We start from the raw sequence: 21,536 nt of genomic DNA on the forward strand, positions 1-21,536 counted from the left end.
AGTTGAAATTATCCTCATCAGGCAGCGGCTCAGGCTCCCGATCCGAGCCGCTCTTCAAGATCACCGGCGACAGATTCAGCGCGGGCCGCCAGTTCGGCCAGACTGTCTTGCAACCCTGCCGGAACAACCGGAACTTCGACGCGTTCGGCAGCCGGCGCTGGCATGGCGCTAAGGCGCGCGATCTCGTTTTCGAGCTCGGTTATGCGCCCGTCACGTGAGTTGAGCTTGTCTTCAAGGCCAGCCGTTTTGTCAGCCAACATAAGCCCAGCCATCAGCAACATGCGTGGCTCGGGCAAGCGACCTATCTGTTCGGTCAACGTACTGGCTTCAATATCAAGCATTGCAGCAGCGCTTTGCAGGTAGTGCTCTTCGCCCTCCTGGCAGGCAACTTCAAAGCTGCGGCCGCCGATTTTGATTTCGATCTCAGGCATCAGGCACTCTCCTCGGCTTGGGCCGCTTGTGTCAGCAAGGTGTTGATGGTTTCAACGACAGCGCCCGCTTCGGCCTGATCAACGGCCCGCGCAGCGCGCAGCCCTTCAAGCTCTGCCAGCATGGCTTTGTTAATGAGGTGCGGTTCACCTACCCCACGTTCATTGGCTTCGCGCAGGGCCGCGTTCGAGGTGCGCAACTGCTCGTTGGCGGCGCGCATGCGTTGCATTTCCATGTCGAGTTTGGCGGTCGCCATACGCTGGGTTTCGAGCTCCCCTGCAAGCTCTGCTGTCTGCACCTCAAGCTTGGCGTGGAGCTTCTTGTTGCGCTCTTCAAGTTGCCCGCTCACAAGCTTTTCATCCTCCAGTGCAGCCTTCAAAGCATCCAGTTCAGCCGTATCGACGGCAGCTCCACTTTCGTATGTTTCGACGCTCTTACCGATCCGTTCAAGCGCGGAGGTTATGCGCCGCTCCAGTTCGTTGATGTCACTCATAAGTCATGCCCCGCTCTGCATTAAGCCTGTTTTGCACTCTTACAGACGAATCATTCTGGTGCAAGTTCGGCCTCCAATCACCTGAGTTTAGGCGATCTTTCAGGTTTTGTGCACCCTACAGGCAGAAAGCGCAGTTGCCTTCTTATCTAGGGCTGGTATTCAGCCTGTGCGTTTTACTGCCAAATCTAACACCTGCAAACATGAGGACGACCCCTTGGACATTGCTGCTCTTCGCCAATCTCACCCTGATCACTGGATGCGCGCTGCCGCCATTCGCACGCTGACTCTTGACGCGGTTGCCGCCGCCAATTCGGGACACTCCGGCATGCCGATGGGCATGGCCGACGTCGCGACTGTCCTGTTTGAGAAGCACCTCAAGTTTGATGCCAAAGCACCCGACTGGCCTGATCGTGACCGCTTTATCCTGTCGGCTGGTCACGGCTCGATGTTGCTGTATTCGCTTCTGCACCTCACCGGTTACGAAGACATGACGCTTGAGCAAATCAAAAACTTCCGCCAATGGGGCGCGATTACGGCCGGGCACCCTGAGTACGGCCATGCAAAGGGCATTGAAACGACAACCGGCCCGCTTGGGCAAGGCATTGCGAATGCGGTTGGTTTCGCGATGGCCGAAGAGATCCAGCGTGCGCATTATGGCAAGAAGGTTGTTGACCACCACACTTATGTGATCGCTGGCGATGGCTGCCTTATGGAAGGCATAAGCCATGAGGCCATTGGCCTTGCCGGACGTCACCAACTGAGCAAGTTGATCGTGTTCTGGGACAACAACGACATCACTATTGATGGTAGGGTTTCGCTTTCTGACCGCACCGATCAGGTGCAACGCTTCAAAGCTGCCGGCTGGCAAGTGATCGAGATCGACGGACACGACCCTGAGGCCATTGATGCCGCGATTGTTAAGGCCAAAAGTGCCGGCGGCAAGCCGAGCATGATTGCGTGCAAAACACACATCGCCCTTGGCCACGCGGCGCAGGACACTTCAAAAGGCCACGGCGCTTTGACGGATGCCGACCAGATGGCCGCCGCCAAGAAGGCCTATGGCTGGACAACAGGGCCGTTTGATATCCCCAAGGCAATCAAGGCCGAATGGGAAGCCATTGGCGCGCGCGGTGCTGAAGAGCGGGCTGCATGGGAGGCGCGTTTTGAAGGTATCTCGGGCCGAAAGCAGGCCGACTTCACCCGCGCTTACGCCTTGGAAGTGCCTAAGAAGCTGTCAGCAACCATTAAGGCGCTGAAAAAGCAGATTTCAGAAGGCGCACCGAAGATGGCGACGCGCAAATCATCTGAAACAGTGCTTGAAGTCGTGAACCCGATCATGCCGGAGACTGTTGGCGGTTCGGCTGACCTGACAGGCTCCAACAACACCAAAACCGGCGATCTTGGCATTTTTGATGTCGACAACCGCGGTGGGCGCTATGTTTACTATGGTATTCGCGAGCACGGCATGGCCGCGGCGATGAACGGCATGGTGCTGCACGGTGGTATCCGCCCTTATGGCGGCACATTCTTTACGTTCACCGACTATGCACGCCCGTCGATGCGCCTCGCCGCCTTGATGGGTATTCCGACTGTGTTTGTGATGACCCACGATAGCATTGGTGTGGGCGAAGATGGGCCAACACACCAGCCTGTCGAGCACCTCGCGATTTGCCGCGCCACCCCCAACAGCTACACCTTCCGCCCCGCTGACACGGTGGAAACTGCGGAAGCTTGGGAAATTGCCTTGAGCAGCAAAGATGTGCCTTCAGTTCTGTCTCTGACACGCCAAGGGCTGCCGACCGTGCGCCTTGAGCACAAGAACAAGAACATGACAGCGCAAGGCGCCTATGTTTTGGCTGATGCTGACGGCAAGCGGCAGGCGATCATCATGGCGACGGGCTCGGAAGTGTCTATTGCACTGGCGGCGCGCGATTTGTTGCAGGAAAGCGGAATTGGCACGCGGGTCGTTTCAATGCCCTGCTGGGAGCTGTTTGAGCAACAAGAAGAAGCTGTGCGCAAACGTGTTCTGCCGGGAGGGCCAGTTCGGGTCGCAGTTGAGGCCGGTTGCCAATCTGGCTGGGACAAATGGCTCACCGGTGAGCGCGGTAAGTCCAACAAGGCTGCGTTTGTCGGTATGGAAGGCTTTGGCGCTTCGGCTCCGGCCGAGGTGCTTTACGAGAAGTTCGGGATCACTGCTGCGGCAGTTGCCGAAAAAGTCCGCAGCCTGCTGTAAGGGCGTAAAACCACGTGCGAGGGGCTACGGCCCCTCGCCTATCACCCTGCGACTCTGCGCCAAAGCGGGGTGATCAACTTGAGGCCGACAGGCACAAGCAAAAGGCCGAGCGCGAGGCCAAACACGCCATCCATAGCCGCCGTAAACACCCATTTGATGGCGTCAACCGGCCCACCGATCAGCGTGGCAAGTGTCTTGGCTTGTTGCGCTATCCACTCATACGGTAGATGCCAGCCCAGTTCATGCGCCCCATGAATGATGATCGAGCCCCCCACCCAGAGCATTGCGGCGGTTCCGATGATCGTGAGCGCATGCAACAGGCCGGGCATCGCCTTCACAACGCCCTCCCCGAAACCACGAGTGACGCGAAGGCGTCCGCGTTGTGCCATGTGCAGCCCGACATCATCGGCTTTGACGATCAGAGCAACTGCCCCGTAGACGACGACTGTTATCAGCACGGCTACAGCGGCGAGTGTTGCGGCTTCCATCCAGAATGTGCTCGGCGGTATGGCGGCAAGCGAGATTGTCATGATTTCAGCCGAGAGAATGAAATCTGTCTTGATGGCTCCGGCGGCCTTTTGTTCTTCAAGGTGAGCGGGATCATCAATTTCGGTTTCGGGTTCGGTGGTGTGATGTGCATCAACAAGGCCAATTGCCTGCGCGATCTTCTCGGCGCCTTCAAAACAGAGATAGGCGCCACCAAGCATAAGCAAAGGTGAAATGAGCCAGGGAGCGAAGGCATTGAGCGCGAGGCCGGCGGGCAACAGGAACACCAGTTTGTTGACCATCGAGCCTTTGGCGATCTTCCAGATGATCGGCAACTCGCGGTTCGCTTCAAAACCCTGCACATACTTCGGGGCAACAGCGGCATCGTCTATCACCGCGCCCGCGGCTTTGGACCCTGCTTTGAGCGCTTGTGCGGCAACGTCATCAACTGACGCAGCAGCAACTTTGGCCAAGGCCGCGACGTCGTCTAGCAGGGCAATCAATCCGCTCATGTATGGCCTTTCCGCACTGTTAGCGCCAACAAGATTTTCACAACTTAAAATCGGCGCAAGTTTATCGCTAACATGGACAAAAACGGTGTTCAATTCAAGCCAGCCCCCTTCCAGAAAGACGATGTGAAGGATATGAGGCTGCAAAGACATTCGCATCAGGAGATCAGACATGGCCATCACAGTTGGCATTAACGGATTTGGCCGTATCGGCCGCTGCACCTTGTCACACATTGCCGCCTCGGGGCGTGATGATGTGAAGGTTGTGAAGGTAAACGCCACCGGCCCTCTCGAAACTGCGGCGCATCTGATCAAATACGATTCTGTGCATGGCCGCTTTCCGAACGAGGTGAAGACTGGTGATCGGATGATGGACCTTGGCGCCGGCGAGATGGAGATGTTCTCGACCTACAACATGGACGAGCTTGACTGGTCAGGCGTTGATGTTGTTTTGGAATGCACGGGCAAGTTTAACGACGGCGAAAAGGCCAAAGCGCACCTTGAGCGCGGTGCCAAGAAGGTTTTGCTGTCGGCGCCGGGTAAAAACGTGGACAAAACCATCGTCTATGGTGTGAACGACGCGGCGCTTTTGCCTGAACACAACATGATTTCCAACGGCTCATGCACAACCAATTGCCTCGCGCCTGTCGCCAAGGTTCTGAACGATGCCGTGGGCATCGAGAGCGGCATCATGACGACCATACACTCTTACACAGGCGATCAACCGACGCTAGACCGCCGTCACAAAGACCTATACCGCGCCCGTGCCGCTGCGATGAGCATGATCCCGACATCCACCGGAGCTGCTAAGGCACTGGGTGAGGTTCTGCCAGAGCTGGCGGGCAAGCTTGACGGCTCGGCCATTCGGGTTCCGACACCGAACGTAAGCGCAGTTGACCTGACGTTCACAGCGGGCAAAGACGTGACAGCAGAAGACATAAACGAGATCATGAAAGCGGCGGCGAGCGGGCCGATGAAAGGTGTTCTCGGCTACGAAGAAGCACCCTTGGTGTCTGTTGATTTCAACAAGTCGGAAGAAAGCTCGATATTTGCCCCGGCTCAGACGCGAGTTGTTGGTGGCCGCTTGGTGCGGGTGCTGGCTTGGTATGACAACGAGTGGGGCTTTAGCTGCCGCATGGCCGATGTTGCCGTGATGATGGGCCGCCTGTAGGGCCAAGCGCTATCATTCTTGCGAAATTAACTCCCGTGAGTCATATCTCACGGGAGCATTTCTTTTTGAGGCTGCAGGCATGAATACCCAAATCGCGATTGTCCTTGGATTGGTAATCCTGTCTTTGCTCTGCCTTGACGGTTTTTTGAACCAATGGGACGCGTTGGTGTTTTTGCTGCGAAAGTTCGCAGCGTTAACCGAATGGCTGGCATTCTGGCGTTAGGTTTCAGACCTTGCCGAGGCGTTCAAGCAATCGTTGTTTAACATGAGGCGTAACGAACTTGGTGATATCGCCATCGAGACGCGCAATCTCTTTCACCAAGCGTGAAGCGATCGCTTGGTGGTTGAGATCGGCCATCAGGAACACTGTTTCGATTTTGCTCTCCATGGCACGGTTCATACCAACCATCTGAAATTCATACTCAAAATCGGTTAGAGCACGCAGGCCGCGCACGATTGTTTGCGCACCGACATCTCTTGCGCAGTGAATGAGCAGGTTTTCAAACGGGTGAACAACGATCTCGGTGCCGGTTTCCTTCGTCAGGTTTACACATTCTTCTTCGAGCATTGCGACGCGTTCTTCGAGAGAGAACAACGGGCCTTTGTCACGGTTGATAGCGACGCCGATCACCAGCCTGTCAACAAGCACAGCTGCACGTTTGAGGATACCAATGTGGCCCAAAGTGACGGGATCAAAAGTGCCGGGGTAAAGACCAATGCGCATGTCGAGCCTCATGTGTTTGGGACGAAAGATTGTTACGTTGCAATGCTACATATTGATAGAAGACACAAGGTCGCTATCGTGACGAGGCCATCTGGAAGACAGTTAATGCCCCATAATCATGCCTTGGAGTGCATCTTTTTCCATCGCCAATTCTTCTAGCCGCGCTTTTACGACATCTCCGATTGTAACGATTCCAACGAGAACGCCATCGTCGACCACGGGCATATGCCGGAAGCGCCCGGCTGTCATTTTTTGCAAAACACTGTCGGTCGTTTCATCAGTGGTGCAAGACACCGGATTGCGCGTCATCAAATCTGCTGCGGTTTCTTTCAGGCAGACGGCTCCGCGCAACGCCAAAGACCGCACGATGTCACGTTCCGAAAGAATGCCTTGAACCGCCTTACCGTCTTTAGAGACGATCAGACCACCGATCCGCCGCTCGGCCAACAGGTTTGCGGCTTCCGCTATCGGGACATCTTTCCTGATGGTGATGACTGGCGCGTCGCCTTTTGACTTTAGAATTTGTTGAACGAGCATTTTGATCCTCCGTTTGAGCCTAGGGTTGCGCGCCACTTGCCTTCTGTCAAGCAGATGCGACTGTTTGGGCTTCCAAACGGGCAACTTCCTCACGCAGGCCTCTGGTGAGTAACTCGGCAAATCGTGTCAGACGGGCGACGCCTTGGTCGTCTTCGTGGCGGATAAGGTAAAAGCTGCGGGTGAGACTGAAGGCTTCGGTAAGCAGTTTGGACACCCCCTCAACGGCTGGCAAGGCGAAGTCGTGTACAACCCCGACGCCTCCGCCCTGTCGTATGAATTGCAACTGCACAGACACCGAGTTTGACGCCAGAGCAGCACGCTCGAATGCCGAACCGCTAAGATAGTCGAGTTCTTTGTCAAAGATCATCTCGGGAATGTAGCCGATAATCCGGTGATCACGCAGGTCTTCCAGCGTTTCGATTTTCGGGCGCTGCGCAAGATAACTATCGGCTGCGGCGAGATGCAAATTGTAGTCGGTCACTTTCTGCACAACCAATCGACGCGCGTCGGGGCGACTGACGGAGAGTGCCATGTCGGCTTCGCGCTTGGAAAGATTGAAGATACGCGGCAAAGCGACGATCTGGATTTCAAGACCCGGATTGTTGGCAGCGATATTCGCACAAACCTGCGGCAATAAGAAGTTAGCACTGCCATCAGGTGCGCCGAGGCGGATCTGGCCGGTTAGCTCATGGGCTTTGCCACGCAGGGCCTCGTCTGCTTCGCGCATTGTGAGCTCGAGTTTGGCGGCATGGGGCAAAAGTTGTTGGCCCTCGGCTGTAAGCACGTAGCCCTGCGGTGATTTGGTGAACAATACATAGCCGAGCGAACTCTCTAGCCGAGCGATACGGCGCCCGACAGTGGCGGGATCAGCCCGTAACAAGGCCCCTGCCCCCGAGAGGGTTTCGACGCGGGCGACCGCGAGAAATGTCTTCATGTCGTTCCAGTTCGGCGCCACGTCTTGCCTCATATTGCATTTTTGCAAAGCTTCCTTTGCCAACCTGCCTCTGTTCAGCGCATTAATGCAAGGCTATTGTGCCTGCAAGTGAACCAGAATCTAGTTGGAGGATAAGATGCAAGAACTCACACATTACATTAATGGCGCGCATGTTAAGGGCACGTCAGGCCGATTTGCCGATGTTTACAACCCCGCAACCGGTGAAGTGCAGGCCAAAGCACCGCTCGCGTCAAAGGCCGAACTTGACGCCGCTGTTGAAATCGCTGCTGCGGCACAGCCTGCTTGGGCCGCGACCAACCCGCAGCGCCGCGGGCGCGTGATGATGAAGTTCGTCTCGCTCCTGAACCGCGACATGGACAAGCTCGCAGAAGCGCTGTCACGCGAGCACGGCAAAACCCTGCCTGACGCCGCCGGTGACGTGCAGCGCGGTCTTGAAGTTGTTGAGTATTGCGTTGGTGCACCTGAACTGCTTAAGGGCGACTACACCGACGGTGCTGGCCCGGGCATTGACATGTATTCAATGCGTCAGCCGCTCGGCGTTTCGGCAGGCATCACCCCGTTCAACTTCCCTGCGATGATCCCGATGTGGATGTTCGCCCCCGCGATTGCTTGCGGAAATGCGTTTATCCTCAAGCCAAGCGAGCGCGACCCCTCGGTGCCTTTGATGCTGGCTGAATTGATGGAAGAAGCCGGACTGCCAAAAGGCGTTTTGCAAGTGGTGAACGGTGACAAGGAAGCGGTTGATGCGATCTTGTATAATGACACGATCCAGTCGGTTGGCTTTGTTGGTTCAACCCCGATCGCCGAGTATATCTACGGCACCGGGTGCTCACAGGGCAAGCGCGTGCAGTGCTTTGGCGGCGCGAAGAACCACATGATCATCATGCCGGATGCCGACCTTGACCTCGCCGCTGATGCGCTTATCGGCGCGGGTTATGGCGCGGCTGGCGAGCGCTGCATGGCGATCTCGGTTGCTGTGCCGGTTGGTGAAGAGACCGCCGACAAGCTCATCGAAAAGCTGGTGCCACGCATCGAAAAGCTCAAAGTCGGGCCATATACTTCGGGCAATGACGTTGATTACGGCCCTGTTGTGACATCAGCGGCGAAAGAAAACATCCTGCGCCTCGTGCAGACCGGTGTTGACCAGGGCGCCGAGCTGGTTGTTGACGGTCGTGACTTTAACTTGCAGGGCTATGAGGACGGCTTCTTTGTTGGGCCACACCTGTTTGACCGTGTCACACCAGATATGGAGATTTACCAGAAAGAGATCTTCGGGCCGGTTCTGAGCACCGTGCGCGCGGCCTCCTATGAAGAAGCGCTCAAGTTGGCGATGGACCACGAGATGGGCAACGGCACCGCGATCTTTACGCGTGATGGCGACGCAGCTCGTGACTTTGCGGCGCGCGTTAACGTTGGCATGATCGGTATCAACGTGCCAATTCCTGTGCCGCTGGCTTACCACACGTTTGGCGGCTGGAAAAAGTCCGTCTTTGGTGACTTGAACCAGCACGGGCCTGACGCCTTCAAGTTCTACACACGCACAAAAACCGTTACTTCGCGCTGGCCGTCGGGCATCAAAGAAGGCGGAGAATTCAACTTCAAACCGATGGACTAGATTGCCTTCTTGCTCCCGAACTTCGGCCAAGTGCTTGAGTTCGGGAGCTTTTTGCCATAGGTTGATCAGGTTTACTTTTATTCGGTAAACCACCTTAGCTATTTCGCCTACACAGACTTGTTTCAATTGTCACAAGCAAAGAGCGAATATGACATTCGAGCTGTTTCAAAGTGCAACCTACGACTTGCTTATCGTGCGGTACCCGCATGACGCGACTTTGATGGACGGCACCGCCTCGCTGACGCAGTTTGCAGCCACCGCCAACAATGCCGGGCCAAAGTTCATTGTTGTTGATTGCGGCGCGGCTGACGCTTCCGAACTCAGCTTTCGCAACGTTTTCGGTGTAGCCGCGAGAAAGGCTCTGGTTTTTCGCGAGTTGCCCAGATGTCGCAAACTCGTGCTGCTTGTTCGAAACGAACTGCAATTTGGTTTTGCCCGCATGTATCAAACACTGCTGGACGAGCGTATCGATTTCGAGCTCGAAATTGCTTGCGACGAAGGCACCGCCATCGAATCTGTCGGCCTCAAACACGACAGTCTGGAAACTCTTATCGCCGAGATATCGGTTGAAGATAGGCACCGGCTTGCCTGACCTCACATTTTTGTGCTGAATTAAGCACGATTGTGAGGTGCCATGACACGCGATATCCCTGACTTCACCATTGGTATCGAAGAAGAATACCTGCTGGTAGATAAAGACAGCTTTGCATTGGCAGAAGCGCCTGAAGCGTTGATGAACAAATGCAGCGCCGCGCTAGAGGGGCAGTTCAGCCCGGAATTTCTTAACTGTCAGGTCGAGATTGGCTCCAAGGTTTGCCGCACGATCGCCGAAGCGCGTGAGGATCTGCGAAATCTACGCAGCACTGTAGCGACAATTGCCGGTGAGTTTAACCTCGCGCCGATCGCTGCCTCCTGCCATCCGTTTTCTGACTGGCGAGACCAGCAACACACAGACAAAAGGCGCTACAACAGCCTCAAGGCTGACTTAGCAGGCGTCGTGCGCAGGATGCTGATATGCGGCATGCACGTGCATGTCGGAATCGAAAAGAAAGACCAGCGCATCGACCTGATGAACCAGCTCAGCTATTTTTTGCCACATCTTCTGGCGCTCAGCTGCTCCTCGCCGTTCTGGCAAGGAGAAGACACAGGCCTGTCAAGCTATCGCCTGACTGTTTTTGACAACCTGCCGCGCACAGGCCTGCCGCCCAAGCTTAACAGTTGGGGCAGCTTTGAGCGTTCGGTAGACGCGCTGGTTGATCTCGGAGTTATCGAGGACAGCTCCAAGGTCTGGTGGGATCTGCGGCCCTCCTCTCGTTACCCGACCATCGAGAGCCGAATTTGTGATGTCTCGCCCCGGCTTGAAACCACGCTGACCCTCGCCGCTTTGACGCAGGCTCTGACGAGGATGCTGTGGCGCCTGTCACAAAACAACCAACGCTGGCGGCTGTATGACAACTTTTTGCTCGCTGAAAACCGCTGGCGCGCGCAGCGATATGGCGGGCGCGAAGGGCTTATCGACTTCGGGGCAGGCAAAATAGTGCCCTTCACCGAGCTGATCGACGAACTCGTCACACTAATTGCCGAGGATGCCGAGGCGCTGAAATCGGTTCAGGAAGTTGAAAATTCTGCCGTTATTGCCAAGCGTGGCACCGCCGCTGACGAACAACGTGCCATCTATGAACTTGCGCTGTCTGACGGAAAATCAAAACAGGATGCTCTGCAAGACATGGTGAGACATCTGACCGAGGCGTTCCACTATGATCTTTAGGCAATACCTGCCAGTATGGCGATGCTGACGGGCTTGCAGGCTTGCAAAACTCCTGTAAGATTTACGAATTAAACGGTTGTTCAATTCCACCCCTCGTTTCAACCTAAGGAGCCGCGCATGGATTTCTCACTGAGTGAAGAACAAACCCTGATTTTTGACATGGCAAAAGGGTTTGCTGAAGAGCACATCGCCCCTTTTGCTCAGGAATGGGAGCGCGCTGAAACCATCCCTAAGGATTTGTGGCCAAAGCTGGCCGAGCTTGGGTTCGGCGGTCTTTATGTGTCCGAAGAAAGTGGTGGCTCTGGGCTTTCACGGCTTGATGCGACGCTTGTGTTCGAGGCCTTGGCGATGTCCTGCCCTGCAGTTGGGTCGTTTTTGTCGATCCACAACATGTGCGGGGGTATGATTGACAAGTTTGGCTCTGAGGAAACCAAAGCGAAGTGGCTCCCTGCCCTGTGTAGCATGGAAAAAGTGTTTTCCTACTGTCTAACAGAACCTGGCTCGGGTTCGGACGCTGCGGCATTGAAAACCCGCGCCAACAAGACCAATGAGGGCTATGTTCTCAACGGCACCAAGGCGTTTATCTCGGGCGGTGGTTATTCTGACGCCTACCTTACAATGGTGCGCACGGGCGACGACGGGCCAAAAGGCATCTCGGCAATGGTGATCGAAGATGGCGCAGCCGGCCTCAGCTTTGGTGCGTTGGAGGACAAAATGGGCTGGCGTGCACAACCCACTGCCCAAGTACAGTTTGATGACTGTGTCGTGCCTCATGACAACCTGATCGGTGAAGAAGGCCGCGGCTTCACTTACGCGATGGCGGGGCTTGATGGCGGCCGTCTCAACATTTCCGCTTCTGCCCTAGGTGGTGCGCAGAACGCGCTTGACCTGACGATGGCTTATATGAGTGAGCGCAAGGCCTTCGGCCAAACTATCAACCAGTTTCAAGCGCTGCAATTCAGACTCGCCGAGTATGAAACGAAGTTACAAGCTTCACGCACCTTCCTGCGGCAAGCGGCTTGGAAGCTGGACAACAAAGCACCCGATGCCAGCAAGTTCTGCGCTATGGCCAAGCTGATGGTCACAGATGCGGCGTTTGACGTGGCCAACGGCTGTTTGCAGTTGCATGGCGGCTACGGGTACCTGGCTGATTATGGTATCGAAAAAATCGTGCGTGATTTGCGTGTTCACCAGATACTGGAAGGCACAAACGAGATCATGCGGATGATCATTTCGCGTCAAATGATCGCCGACGCTTCATGAGTGAGGTTCTGGTTAGAACGCAGGGCCGAGCTGGTCGGATCACTTTGAACCGGCCCAAAGCGCTGAATGCGATCACTTATGGCATGGTAAAGGAAATCCATGCGGCACTTGAGCGATGGCGAAACGACACTGCAGTTGAGATCGTTCTCATCGACGCAGTGGGTGACAAGGCTTTCTCGGCGGGTGGCGATATTGCTGACCTTTACAACAATGGCAAGCAAGGCGACTATGCCTTCGGGCATCAGTTCTGGCGCGATGAGTATCGCATGAACTTTGCGCTGCAAGCATATGATAAACCTATCATATCATTTCTTCAGGGTTTCACAATGGGCGGAGGTATGGGGGTCGGCTGCCATGGTTCGCACAGGGTTGTTGGTGCGAGCAGCCAGATCGCCATGCCTGAGTGTGGCATCGGCTTGGTGCCTGATGTCGGTGGCTCTCTGATCCTTGCCAACGCACCGAACGCACTTGGAGCTTACTTCGGCATCACTGGTGCCCGCATGAACGCGGCCAATGCTATCCTCGCAGGATTTGCCGATATGTATATTCCGGAAGACAAGTGGCCGGCGCTGATCAGTGCGCTTGAAGAGAATGCTGACTTGTCGCTGTTAACCGCCGCTGCGAAAGCCGCGCCTGACCGACTATCTGATGCGCAATTGCATGAAATTGACCATGTCTTCAACACTGCCGATCTCACCGAGATTTGCGCGCGGCTTGAAGCCTCGAGTGATGAACTTACCGCCAGCGCCTTGAAGGCCGTGCAGCGGAACTCCCCTTTGGCGATGGCTGTAACGCTTAGGATGATGCTATTGTTACACGGGGTTAACGACATTCGCGAAGCGCTTAAACTAGAGTATCGCTTTACAGCACGGGCGATGGAGCATGGCGACTTCCTTGAAGGCATTCGCGCCGCTATCATCGACAAAGACCGCAGACCAAAATGGAAACACAAACTGGGCGAATTGCCTCAAGCCGACATCGACGCAATGATGGCCCCGCTTGGTGCACTCGAACTCACATTCTGAACAAAGGACGCAGCAATGAAGATCGGATTTATCGGACTGGGCAATATGGGCGCACCTATGGCTGTCAACTTGGCGAAAGCCGGGCATGACGTCACAGGATATGACATGGCCGATGTGACGCTTGATGGTGTGAACATGTCCGCTTCTGCTGCTGAGGCTGTCAAAGGCCAAGACGTGGTGATTACCATGCTTCCAAACGGAGCCATCTTGCGCACTGTTGCGGCCGAAATCTTACCCGGCATGCATGCTGGCGCAGTTTTGGTTGATTGCTCGACAGTTGATGTCGACAGCGCGCGCGCGGTTGCCGAAAATGCTGACAAGGCGGGCGTTCTTTTCGTTGATGCACCGGTCTCTGGCGGCACAGTTGGCGCCTCTGCCGGTACACTTACGTTTATGGCCGGTGGTGCCGAACCCGCCTTCGCTTTGGCTGCACCATTGTTTGACATCATGGGTCAAAAAGCCGTGCATTGTGGCGAGGCCGGAGCGGGCCAAGCGGCCAAAATCTGCAACAATATGATCCTCGGCATCACCATGATCGGCACCTGCGAAGCCTTTGCTTTGGCTGACAAACTTGGCCTTGATCGGCAGAAAATGTTTGACGTGGTCAGCACCTCTTCAGGCTATAGCTGGACAATGAATGCTTACTGCCCAGCCCCCGGCGTTGGCCCACAAAGCCCTGCTGACAACGGCTACAAGCCCGGTTTTGCTGCCGAGCTGATGCTCAAAGACCTGCGTTTGTCACAACAAGCAGCTGACAGCGCCGACGCTGACACGCCACTCGGACAAGCCGCAATGGCGCTTTATGAGCAGTTTGTCGAAAACGAAGACGGGCTTGGCCAGGATTTCTCGGCAATGCTGCCACGGTTTGAAAAACGCCGGCGCGCATGAGCGACCCGCGCCGCAACGCAGCTATCTGGTATGCCGTTGACGGCTACGACCCCGAAACCAAGGGCGTAAACGGACGGCGCGTTGCGGGTGCTTCGTTTCTCAAAGGCTTTGCGCGCCATGCTGATGTCGACGAGTTTGTTTGCCTGAGCGAAAGCCCACGAGGCGGAAAACGCTTTACTGAGACCATGCGGGGCTTCGGAGCGCATCAGCCTATAAGACGCGCGTCGTTTCACAATGCTCGCAAGATTTCTCCTGTTGGAACAGTCTATTATCCCGCCCCCAATTTTGCTTCGGAGCTTTGGCGACGGCAAAGCTTAGGGCCCGCTGCCTATGCGGTTTGCGGCATTACACATACGACGGCAACAAACGCGGTCATGCAGGGTATGGTCGATCTGCGAAATGCCCCGCAGATGGAATGGGACGCGGTGATCTGCACATCGAACGCCGTCAAGGCGAGCCAGAATGTCCAACTTGACATGATTGATGCATTTCAACGTGAGCGCTTTGGAAAGGTGCCGCCGCGTCCGCAAATGCCGGTGATCCCGCTAGGGCTGAACTGCGATGATTTCGCCCATGTTGCCAGCGCCCGTAAGGCGTTGCGCGGCAAGAAAGGTTGGGGGCGCAATGATATCGTCGTGGCGACACTGTCGCGCCTAACGCCTTACGGAAAGTTTGACCCCTTCCCGCTGTTCATGGCGCTCGAGGCAGCACAGGCCGAGCTTGGAACGACGCGCAAGCTACACTTCGTCGCTTGCGGCATCTATGTAGATAAGCACTCGCAAAAGGTGTTCGTTGATGGCGCAAGGGCGCTGATGCCCTCGGTCAGCTTCACGCTGCTTGATGGCAAGGACGAAAACGCACGCAGGGCAACTCTTTCCGGCGCTGACATTTTCACCTTTCCCATTGATAACATTCAAGAAACCTTCGGTCTCGCGCCGATCGAGGCGATGGCTGCCGGCCTTCCGGTTGTTACGACAGACTGGGACGGGATGCGCGATACCGTGACAGATGATGTCGGCATCCGCGTCCCAACGCGCGGGCTTGGCCCTCGGCACACCGGAGGCGACGGTTGGTCTTATCTGTCAAAGCGCACGAGTTATGCGCAATATGGCAACAATCTTTCTGCGATGACTGAAGTTGACTTGGCCGCAATGACGCAAGCCTTTGTGACACTGGCCCGCGACGCCGAACTTCGAAAGCGCATGGGAGCCGCAGGGCTAAAGCGCGCGTTGGACATTTATGACTGGTCAAAAATTATTCCTCAGTATCAAGATCTCTGGGCGGAGCTTTCAGCGATCAGGCAGCGTTTGGGCACCGTTGCTCAGGGCCTGAAAGCCAACCCCGCAGCGCCCGCACCGACAAAGCTGTTTGGCCCCTATCCGAGTGAAACGATGCCCAAGGGTATCGGACGTTGCATTGCACAAGCCTGCACAGTCAGCATCGCTGAAATGTTTGAACTGCGCCAGTATACCGCCCTGAAGAACCCGTTTGAAAAACCGCAAACCTTGCAAAAGGTGTTTGATGCAGTCGAAGAAATGCCAGACGGAGCCGATGCCGAGCAGATTGCCAAGCAGCTCAGGTTTAACTTGCTGACAGTTGAGCGTTGCTACGCTTGGTTGCTCAAATACGGCTATCTTAAGCGCGCTTAAGATTCGCTATTCTGCCGCTGCGCGCTTCGGGTTGAGCATGTCTTTCAAGTAGTGGCCCGTATAGCTGCCCTCTACGTCCGCGACTTTCTCTGGTGTTCCTGCTGCCACGATCTTGCCACCGCCATCGCCGCCTTCAGGGCCAATGTCGATGATCCAATCGGCAGTTTTGACCACATCAAGATTGTGCTCGATCACCACAACAGTGTTGCCGCCATCGACCAACTCGTGCAGCACTTCCAGCAGCTTGCGCACATCCTCAAAATGCAGGCCGGTTGTCGGCTCATCAAGGATGTATAGCGTGCGCCCCGTCGAGCGTTTTGCCAGCTCCTTTGACAATTTCACGCGCTGTGCTTCGCCGCCAGAAAGCGTCGTCGCTTGCTGCCCAACTTTGATGTAGCCGAGGCCAACCCGCATGAGGGCATCCATCTTGTCGCGGATGCTTGGCACCGCCTTGAAAAAGGCTTGAGCTTCCTCAACTGTCATATCAAGAACGTCGGCTATGCTCTTGCCTTTAAACTTTATTTCCAAAGTTTCGCGGTTGTAACGCGCCCCTTTGCATGTCTCGCATTCCACATAAACATCGGGCAGAAAGTGCATCTCGATCTTGATCACACCGTCCCCCTGACAGGCCTCGCAACGCCCGCCTTTGACGTTAAAGCTAAACCGCCCGGGCTTGTAGCCGCGGGTCTTGGCCTCTGGCAAACCAGCAAACCAGTCGCGGATCGGGGTGAAGGCCCCTGTGTATGTCGCAGGGTTAGAACGTGGCGTGCGGCCGATGGGGCGTTGATCGATGTCGATGACCTTGTCGAGACTCTCAAGGCCTTTGATGGTTTCGCATGGCGCCGGTGTTTGCCGTGCTCCATTGAGGCGCATCGAGGCGGTTTTGAACAGGGTTTCAATCGTCAGTGTCGACTTGCCGCCGCCGGAAACGCCCGTCACGCAAACAAATTTGCCCAGCGGGAACTCGGCTGTAACGCTCTGTAAGTTGTTGCCGCTGGCTTTGACCACTTTGATTTTCTTGCCATTGCCCTTGCGGCGTTTGTCTGGCACCGCGATCTCACGTTTTCCAGAAAGATACTGCCCTGTCAGTGATTTAGGGTCGGCCATAACCTGTGCTGGCGTGCCCTCGGAAACGACTTCACCGCCGTGAATGCCCGCGCCGGGGCCGATGTCAAAGACATAGTCCGCCTCCCGAATGGCCTCTTCGTCATGCTCGACTACGATCACAGTATTGCCGGCATCACGAAGGTTTTTGAGCGTGGTCAGTAAGCGGCCATTGTCGCGCTGGTGAAGCCCGATACTTGGTTCGTCGAGCACGTAAAGCACACCCTGCAAGCCTGAACCGATCTGCGAGGCAAGGCGAATACGTTGGCTCTCACCGCCGCTTAGCGTGCCCGAATTACGGCTCAACGACAGATACTCAAGCCCGACATTGTTCAAGAAACCAAGCCGCTCGCCGATCTCTTTCAAAATGGCCCGCGCGATCTCGTTTTTTTGCTTTGTAAGCTGCTCTGGCACCGCGGCAACCCAGTCAAGCGCCTCGCGGATCGACATTTGCACGACTTCGCCCGCATGCAGGCCCGCGACTTTGACAGCCAAGGCCTCGTCGCGCAGGCGAAAGCCGTTGCAAGCGCCACAAGGGCGGTTGTTTTGGTAGCGCTCAAACTCCTCACGAATCCAGTTGCTGTCTGTCTCGCGGTAGCGGCGTTCCATATTGGGAATGACCCCTTCAAACACGCGACTAACTTGGTAAACCCGCCCGCCTTCATCATAGCGGAATTCGATTTCCTCATCGCCCGAGCCATACAAAAACACCTGCTGAACATGCGCCGGCAAGTCTTTCCACTTGGTGTTCTTGTCAAACTCGTAGTGCTTGGCAATCGCCTCGATTGTCTGGAGGAAATACGGTGATTTCCCCTTACGCCAAGGGGCCAAGGCACCATCGTAAATTTTCAATGTCGCGTCAGGCACAACGAGACGTTCGTCAAAGAAAAGCTCCATGCCGAGGCCGTCACACTCCGGACAGGCCCCGAAAGGTGCATTGAACGAGAACAAGCGCGGTTCAATCTCGGGGATCGTGAAGCCGCTGACAGGACAGGCAAATTTCTCGGAAAAGGTGATGCGCTCGGGATCGCCTTCTTTGGGCGCGGTCTCAAGCACAGCAATACCATCGGCCAGATCAAGCGCAGTGCGCAGGCTGTCTGCAAGCCGGGTTTCCATTCCTTCGCGAATAACGATCCGGTCAACCACAACGTCGATGTCATGGCGAAACTTCTTGTCCAACTTCGGCGGTTCATCAAGCTCGTAGAACTCCCCGTCAACTTTGACGCGTTGGAAGCCTTGCTTTCGTAGTTCCAAAAACTCCTTGCGGTATTCACCCTTGCGGTCACGCACGATAGGCGCCAACAAATAGCCGCGCGTGCCCTCTTCGAGTTGCATGGCGCGGTCAACCATGTCTTGCACTTGCTGCGCCTCAATCGGCAGGCCTGTGGCGGGGCTAAAGGGCGTGCCAGCGCGGGCAAATAGCAAGCGCAGATAGTCGTAAATCTCGGTTACGGTGCCGACAGTCGAGCGCGGGTTTTTGCTGGTGGTTTTCTGCTCGATCGAGATCGCTGGAGACAGCCCGCTGATGTGGTCAACGTCCGGTTTCTCCATCATATCAAGGAACTGGCGGGCATACGCGCTGAGGCTTTCGACATAACGACGCTGGCCTTCGGCATAGATCGTATCAAAGGCGAGCGACGACTTGCCCGAACCCGACAGGCCGGTGATCACCACCAGCTGATCGCGCGGAATATTCACGTCAATCGATTTCAGGTTATGCTCGCGCGCACCACGCACTTCGATCGCTTTTAGCTCGGCCATATCCGCCTCCGCAGTTTCCGAGGTTAGATGTAGTTAACTTCTCGACAACTTCCAAGCTGAAAGTGAGAACATTTGGGGAACGCTCACGATTTTGGCTGGTCCAAAGCTCTCGTCGTCGGAGGTAAGCTCGGCCACGCCCGTCAGCCGGACAACGTATTTCGCGTTTTCGCTAGTGTCGGCGTCCTCATAGCTTAGCACGACATCTGTATAGCTGCCGTCCTGAGCGCTGATAACTTAATGTCCCGTCACAAGGTCAGTGACTGTGGCCATGAGCTGTGCTGCGCCCGCTTCTACGCCGTGCAGCCATGCCGACATGCACCAATGCGCCGAGGGCCAGCATGGTGCCAACCAACAGTGGCAACACTTGGTAGCCATAGCTTGCAAGCGCCAACGCCATGACAGGTGTGCCAAGCGTGTTACCTAAGTTGCCCATTTGCGCCATTGCGCCGTTGGCCTGCGCTTGCTCTGTGGCGGTGCCAGACAGTTGCGGCACGGCAGCAAAACTCGCGCCTTGAATGAGGCCAAGGCAGCCCGCCAACGCAAGGCAAGCCAGCGGCAGCCCAGGCGCGATCCACAGCCAGAGCATCGCGGCGGCGGCCGTGACAAAACCCAAGATGCACACCTGCACCGCCGCGATATAGCGCATCAGCCAGACGCCCAATGTCATCGAACTGAGGATCGAGGCAAGTGGCATGCTCCCCATCACCCATGTTCTGTCCGCTTCAGCGATATATGGCGGGATGACCGTAAGCACAGCAACAAAGCAGAAGGTATAAAACAGCCAACCAAACGCTGGAGCGGGAATGCTCGCCGAGCGGTAGAGTGTCAGATGTTTGTCTAACAGTTGCCTGAGACTTGGCAGTTCTTCGGGTTCCGTGCGCGGTAGCGGGCGCACAACCACGGTCAGGATTGTGGCAAAAACCGCCATGTAAGCAGCGTGTGCAGCAAACAACGCCGCGACGCCATGTCGGGCAACCAACGGCATTCCGAGGAAAGCCAGAAGCGCAAAGGCGACCCCGAAGAAGGTGCCCCAGAGCGTAAGCGTAAACCCGCGATGCCGCGGCGCGCTGACTTGAGCGATGAGTGTTGGCAACGCCACAACCAGCGCCAAATGCGAGATGCCCTCAAGCAAACGCAGGGCAAGAAAGGCGGAAAACGGCGGGATGAAGGTTTGCAGTGCAGAGATTGCCGCCCCACCCCAGAGCGCTGCCAGTAGCGCCCGTCTGTAGCCAATGCGAGACACCAGAACGCCTGCCACCACACCAAGGATAATGCCAACAAAGCCGACAAACGACACCGATAACCCAACCCAAGCACCAGCCAGCGGGTAGAGTTCGGGCAAGCGGTCAAACACCACGCTGACTTTGGCATATTGCGCAGCTGCGCCAAGGCCCGCCCCCCACAGAAGGAACACGAGCAAGAAGTTGGTATGTTTCATATGGGCCTCGCAGAGAGACATTACATGTGAATGACCTGCCCGTAAGCGTCAAGCACGCTTTCGTGCATCATTTCCGAGAGTGTCGGATGCGGGAAGACCGTTTGCATAAGGTCTTCTTCCGTTGTTTCAAGCTGGCGGCCAACCACATAGCCTTGAATCAGCTCGGTGACTTCTGCGCCGACCATATGCGCGCCCAAAAGCTCGCCGGTTTTGGCGTCAAACACAGTTTTTACCATGCCCTCTGGCTCGCCCAAGGCGATGGCTTTGCCGTTGCCTATAAAAGGAAAGCGCCCGACTTTGATCTCGTAACCAAGCTCTTTTGCTTTGGCCTCGGTGTAGCCCACGGACGCAACTTGCGGGTGGCAATATGTGCACCCTGCGATGCTCTCAGGGCGCACAGCATGCGGCTTTTTGCCAGCGATCAACTCAGCAACCATAACGCCCTCGTGGCTGGCCTTGTGGGCAAGCCAAGGGGCTCCGGCGATGTCGCCAATGGCAAACAGCCCGTCAACACCCGTGCGGCAGTATTCATCAACCGTCACGTGGGTTCGGTCAAGTTTCACGCCAAGCGCTTCAAGCCCGAGATTTTCAACATTGCCGACAATACCAACCGCAGAAATGACCGTGTCGAACTCCTGCTTCTCGACTTTGCCGTTCACTTCGATATGCGCAGTGACTTTACCTTTGGCGCGGTCGAGTTTCTTGACCATGGCTTTCTCCATGATCTTCATCCCCTGTTTGACAAACTGCTTCTTGGCAAAGCCGCTGATTTCAGCGTCTTCAACCGGCAAAACGCGGTCCATAACTTCGACCACAGTCGTGTCGGCGCCCAGCGTGTTGTAGAAACTGGCAAACTCGATGCCAATCGCGCCAGAGCCGATCACCAGCAGTTTCTTTGGCATATGCGGCGGGTTGAGGGCGTGTTTGTATGTCCAGACAAGCTTGCCATCGGCCTCAAGGCCCGGCAGTTCACGTGCCCGCGCACCTGTGGCCAGCACAATGTTCTTGGCGGTGAGCTCATCTGTGCCCTTCTCGCCCTTCACGCTTACCTTGCCCTTGGCTGGCAAGGTAGCTTCGCCCATGAACACTGCGATTTTGTTCTTTTTCATAAGATGGCTGATGCCGCCTGAAAGCTGGTTGGCAACACCGCGCGAGCGTTTGACAACCGCGTCGAGATCGTAGTCGATCTTGCTCGCGCTCAGGCCAAACTCTTTGGCGCGCTGCATAAGGTGGAAGACCTCCGAGGAGCGCAGCAGCGCCTTTGTCGGGATGCAACCCCAATTGAGGCAGATACCGCCCATGTGCTCGCGCTCAACAATAGCGACATTCAGACCAAGCTGTGCGCCCCGGATCGCGGCGACATATCCGCCTGGCCCTGCTCCCACTACAATCAGATCAAAGGTTTTAGCTGTCATTTTTGTCTCCGCGTGCGCAAGAAGAATCGGCAAGCATCATCGGCCTCCGAAAAGTAGTTTGACGTTAAACTAA

At 56.0% G+C, this 21,536-nt stretch carries 19 protein-coding genes; 10 read left to right on the plus strand and 9 right to left on the minus strand.

Going from position 1 to position 21,536, the window contains the following annotated elements:
* Window positions 1-29: 29 nt before the first annotated feature.
* Window positions 30-431, minus strand: coding sequence for a cell division protein ZapA (locus tag KO498_RS11980; protein WP_215960121.1), 402 nt, complete (start codon window positions 429-431; stop codon window positions 30-32).
* On the minus strand, window positions 431-922 hold the full coding sequence (locus tag KO498_RS11985) for a hypothetical protein (RefSeq protein WP_215960122.1): 492 nt from the start codon (window positions 920-922) through the stop codon (window positions 431-433). The genes KO498_RS11980 and KO498_RS11985 overlap by 1 nt, the downstream gene beginning before the upstream one ends.
* A gap of 214 nt (window positions 923-1,136) precedes the next feature.
* Here KO498_RS11985 and tkt point away from each other — a divergent pair, with 214 nt between their 5' ends.
* Window positions 1,137-3,155 carry a transketolase gene (gene tkt, locus KO498_RS11990; protein WP_215960123.1) on the plus strand — a complete coding sequence of 673 codons (2,019 nt, stop codon included), beginning with the start codon at window positions 1,137-1,139 and terminating at the stop codon, window positions 3,153-3,155.
* A gap of 41 nt (window positions 3,156-3,196) precedes the next feature.
* On the opposite strand, the gene KO498_RS11995 is transcribed toward tkt, so the two are convergent.
* Entirely contained in the window at window positions 3,197-4,153 is a 957-nt protein-coding gene (locus KO498_RS11995) for a DUF808 domain-containing protein (RefSeq protein ID WP_215960124.1), read from the minus strand.
* A 169-nt stretch (window positions 4,154-4,322) separates the two neighbouring features.
* On the opposite strand from KO498_RS11995, the gene gap reads away from it, so the two are divergent.
* Together gap and KO498_RS12005 are read left to right on the plus strand one after the other, a co-directional pair.
* The gene (gene gap, locus KO498_RS12000; RefSeq protein ID WP_215960125.1) at window positions 4,323-5,321 is read left to right on the plus strand and encodes a type I glyceraldehyde-3-phosphate dehydrogenase; all 999 of its coding nucleotides are present in this window, start codon (window positions 4,323-4,325) and stop codon (window positions 5,319-5,321) included.
* A 79-nt stretch (window positions 5,322-5,400) separates the two neighbouring features.
* Window positions 5,401-5,544, plus strand: coding sequence for a hypothetical protein (locus KO498_RS12005; RefSeq protein ID WP_215960126.1), 144 nt, complete (start codon window positions 5,401-5,403; stop codon window positions 5,542-5,544).
* 3 nt (window positions 5,545-5,547) lie between these two features.
* Here the strand turns inward: KO498_RS12005 and coaD are convergent, their stop codons facing one another.
* The 3 genes from coaD to KO498_RS12020 all read right to left on the minus strand — a co-directional run bounded on the left by coaD (window position 5,548) and on the right by KO498_RS12020 (window position 7,516).
* Complete coding sequence (gene coaD, locus KO498_RS12010; protein ID WP_215960127.1) at window positions 5,548-6,045, minus strand: pantetheine-phosphate adenylyltransferase; 498 nt, start codon at window positions 6,043-6,045, stop codon at window positions 5,548-5,550.
* 102 nt (window positions 6,046-6,147) lie between these two features.
* Window positions 6,148-6,582 (minus strand): CBS domain-containing protein, encoded by a 435-nt coding sequence (locus KO498_RS12015; protein WP_215960128.1) that lies wholly within the window; start codon window positions 6,580-6,582, stop codon window positions 6,148-6,150.
* A 46-nt stretch (window positions 6,583-6,628) separates the two neighbouring features.
* Window positions 6,629-7,516 carry a LysR family transcriptional regulator gene (locus KO498_RS12020; RefSeq protein WP_436835932.1) on the minus strand — a complete coding sequence of 296 codons (888 nt, stop codon included), beginning with the start codon at window positions 7,514-7,516 and terminating at the stop codon, window positions 6,629-6,631.
* Between the two features lie 136 nt (window positions 7,517-7,652).
* Here KO498_RS12020 and KO498_RS12025 point away from each other — a divergent pair, with 136 nt between their 5' ends.
* From KO498_RS12025 to KO498_RS12055, 7 genes are all read left to right on the plus strand, one after another.
* A complete protein-coding gene (locus KO498_RS12025; protein WP_215960130.1) occupies window positions 7,653-9,152 on the plus strand; it encodes a CoA-acylating methylmalonate-semialdehyde dehydrogenase in 1,500 nt (499 codons plus the stop codon).
* 148 nt (window positions 9,153-9,300) lie between these two features.
* Entirely contained in the window at window positions 9,301-9,744 is a 444-nt protein-coding gene (locus KO498_RS12030; protein ID WP_215960131.1) for a hypothetical protein, read from the plus strand.
* Between the two features lie 42 nt (window positions 9,745-9,786).
* Window positions 9,787-10,920, plus strand: a complete 1,134-nt coding sequence (locus KO498_RS12035; protein WP_215960132.1) for a carboxylate-amine ligase — start codon at window positions 9,787-9,789, stop codon at window positions 10,918-10,920.
* Window positions 10,921-11,037: 117 nt separating this feature from the next.
* Window positions 11,038-12,183 carry an acyl-CoA dehydrogenase family protein gene (locus tag KO498_RS12040; RefSeq protein ID WP_215960133.1) on the plus strand — a complete coding sequence of 382 codons (1,146 nt, stop codon included), beginning with the start codon at window positions 11,038-11,040 and terminating at the stop codon, window positions 12,181-12,183.
* Window positions 12,180-13,208: an enoyl-CoA hydratase/isomerase family protein gene (locus tag KO498_RS12045; protein ID WP_215960134.1), complete on the plus strand. Its 1,029-nt coding sequence runs from the start codon at window positions 12,180-12,182 to the stop codon at window positions 13,206-13,208. The genes KO498_RS12040 and KO498_RS12045 overlap by 4 nt, the downstream gene beginning before the upstream one ends.
* Window positions 13,209-13,223: 15 nt before the next feature.
* On the plus strand, window positions 13,224-14,096 hold the full coding sequence (gene mmsB / locus KO498_RS12050; RefSeq protein ID WP_215960135.1) for a 3-hydroxyisobutyrate dehydrogenase: 873 nt from the start codon (window positions 13,224-13,226) through the stop codon (window positions 14,094-14,096).
* Window positions 14,093-15,745 (plus strand): glycosyltransferase family 4 protein, encoded by a 1,653-nt coding sequence (locus KO498_RS12055; protein WP_215960136.1) that lies wholly within the window; start codon window positions 14,093-14,095, stop codon window positions 15,743-15,745. Before mmsB ends, KO498_RS12055 begins: the two co-directional genes overlap by 4 nt.
* Before the next feature lie 6 nt (window positions 15,746-15,751).
* Here KO498_RS12055 and uvrA read toward each other — a convergent pair whose 3' ends face one another.
* From uvrA to lpdA, 3 genes are all read right to left on the minus strand, one after another.
* Complete coding sequence (gene uvrA / locus KO498_RS12060; RefSeq protein WP_215960137.1) at window positions 15,752-18,610, minus strand: excinuclease ABC subunit UvrA; 2,859 nt, start codon at window positions 18,608-18,610, stop codon at window positions 15,752-15,754.
* A 253-nt stretch (window positions 18,611-18,863) separates the two neighbouring features.
* Window positions 18,864-20,048 carry an MFS transporter gene (locus KO498_RS12065; protein ID WP_215960138.1) on the minus strand — a complete coding sequence of 395 codons (1,185 nt, stop codon included), beginning with the start codon at window positions 20,046-20,048 and terminating at the stop codon, window positions 18,864-18,866.
* Between the two features lie 20 nt (window positions 20,049-20,068).
* The gene (lpdA, locus tag KO498_RS12070) at window positions 20,069-21,463 is read right to left on the minus strand and encodes a dihydrolipoyl dehydrogenase (protein WP_215960139.1); all 1,395 of its coding nucleotides are present in this window, start codon (window positions 21,461-21,463) and stop codon (window positions 20,069-20,071) included.
* Between the last annotated feature and the right edge of the window lie 73 nt (window positions 21,464-21,536).

Source organism: Lentibacter algarum (assembly GCF_018860975.1).
GTDB lineage: Bacteria > Pseudomonadota > Alphaproteobacteria > Rhodobacterales > Rhodobacteraceae > Lentibacter > Lentibacter algarum_A.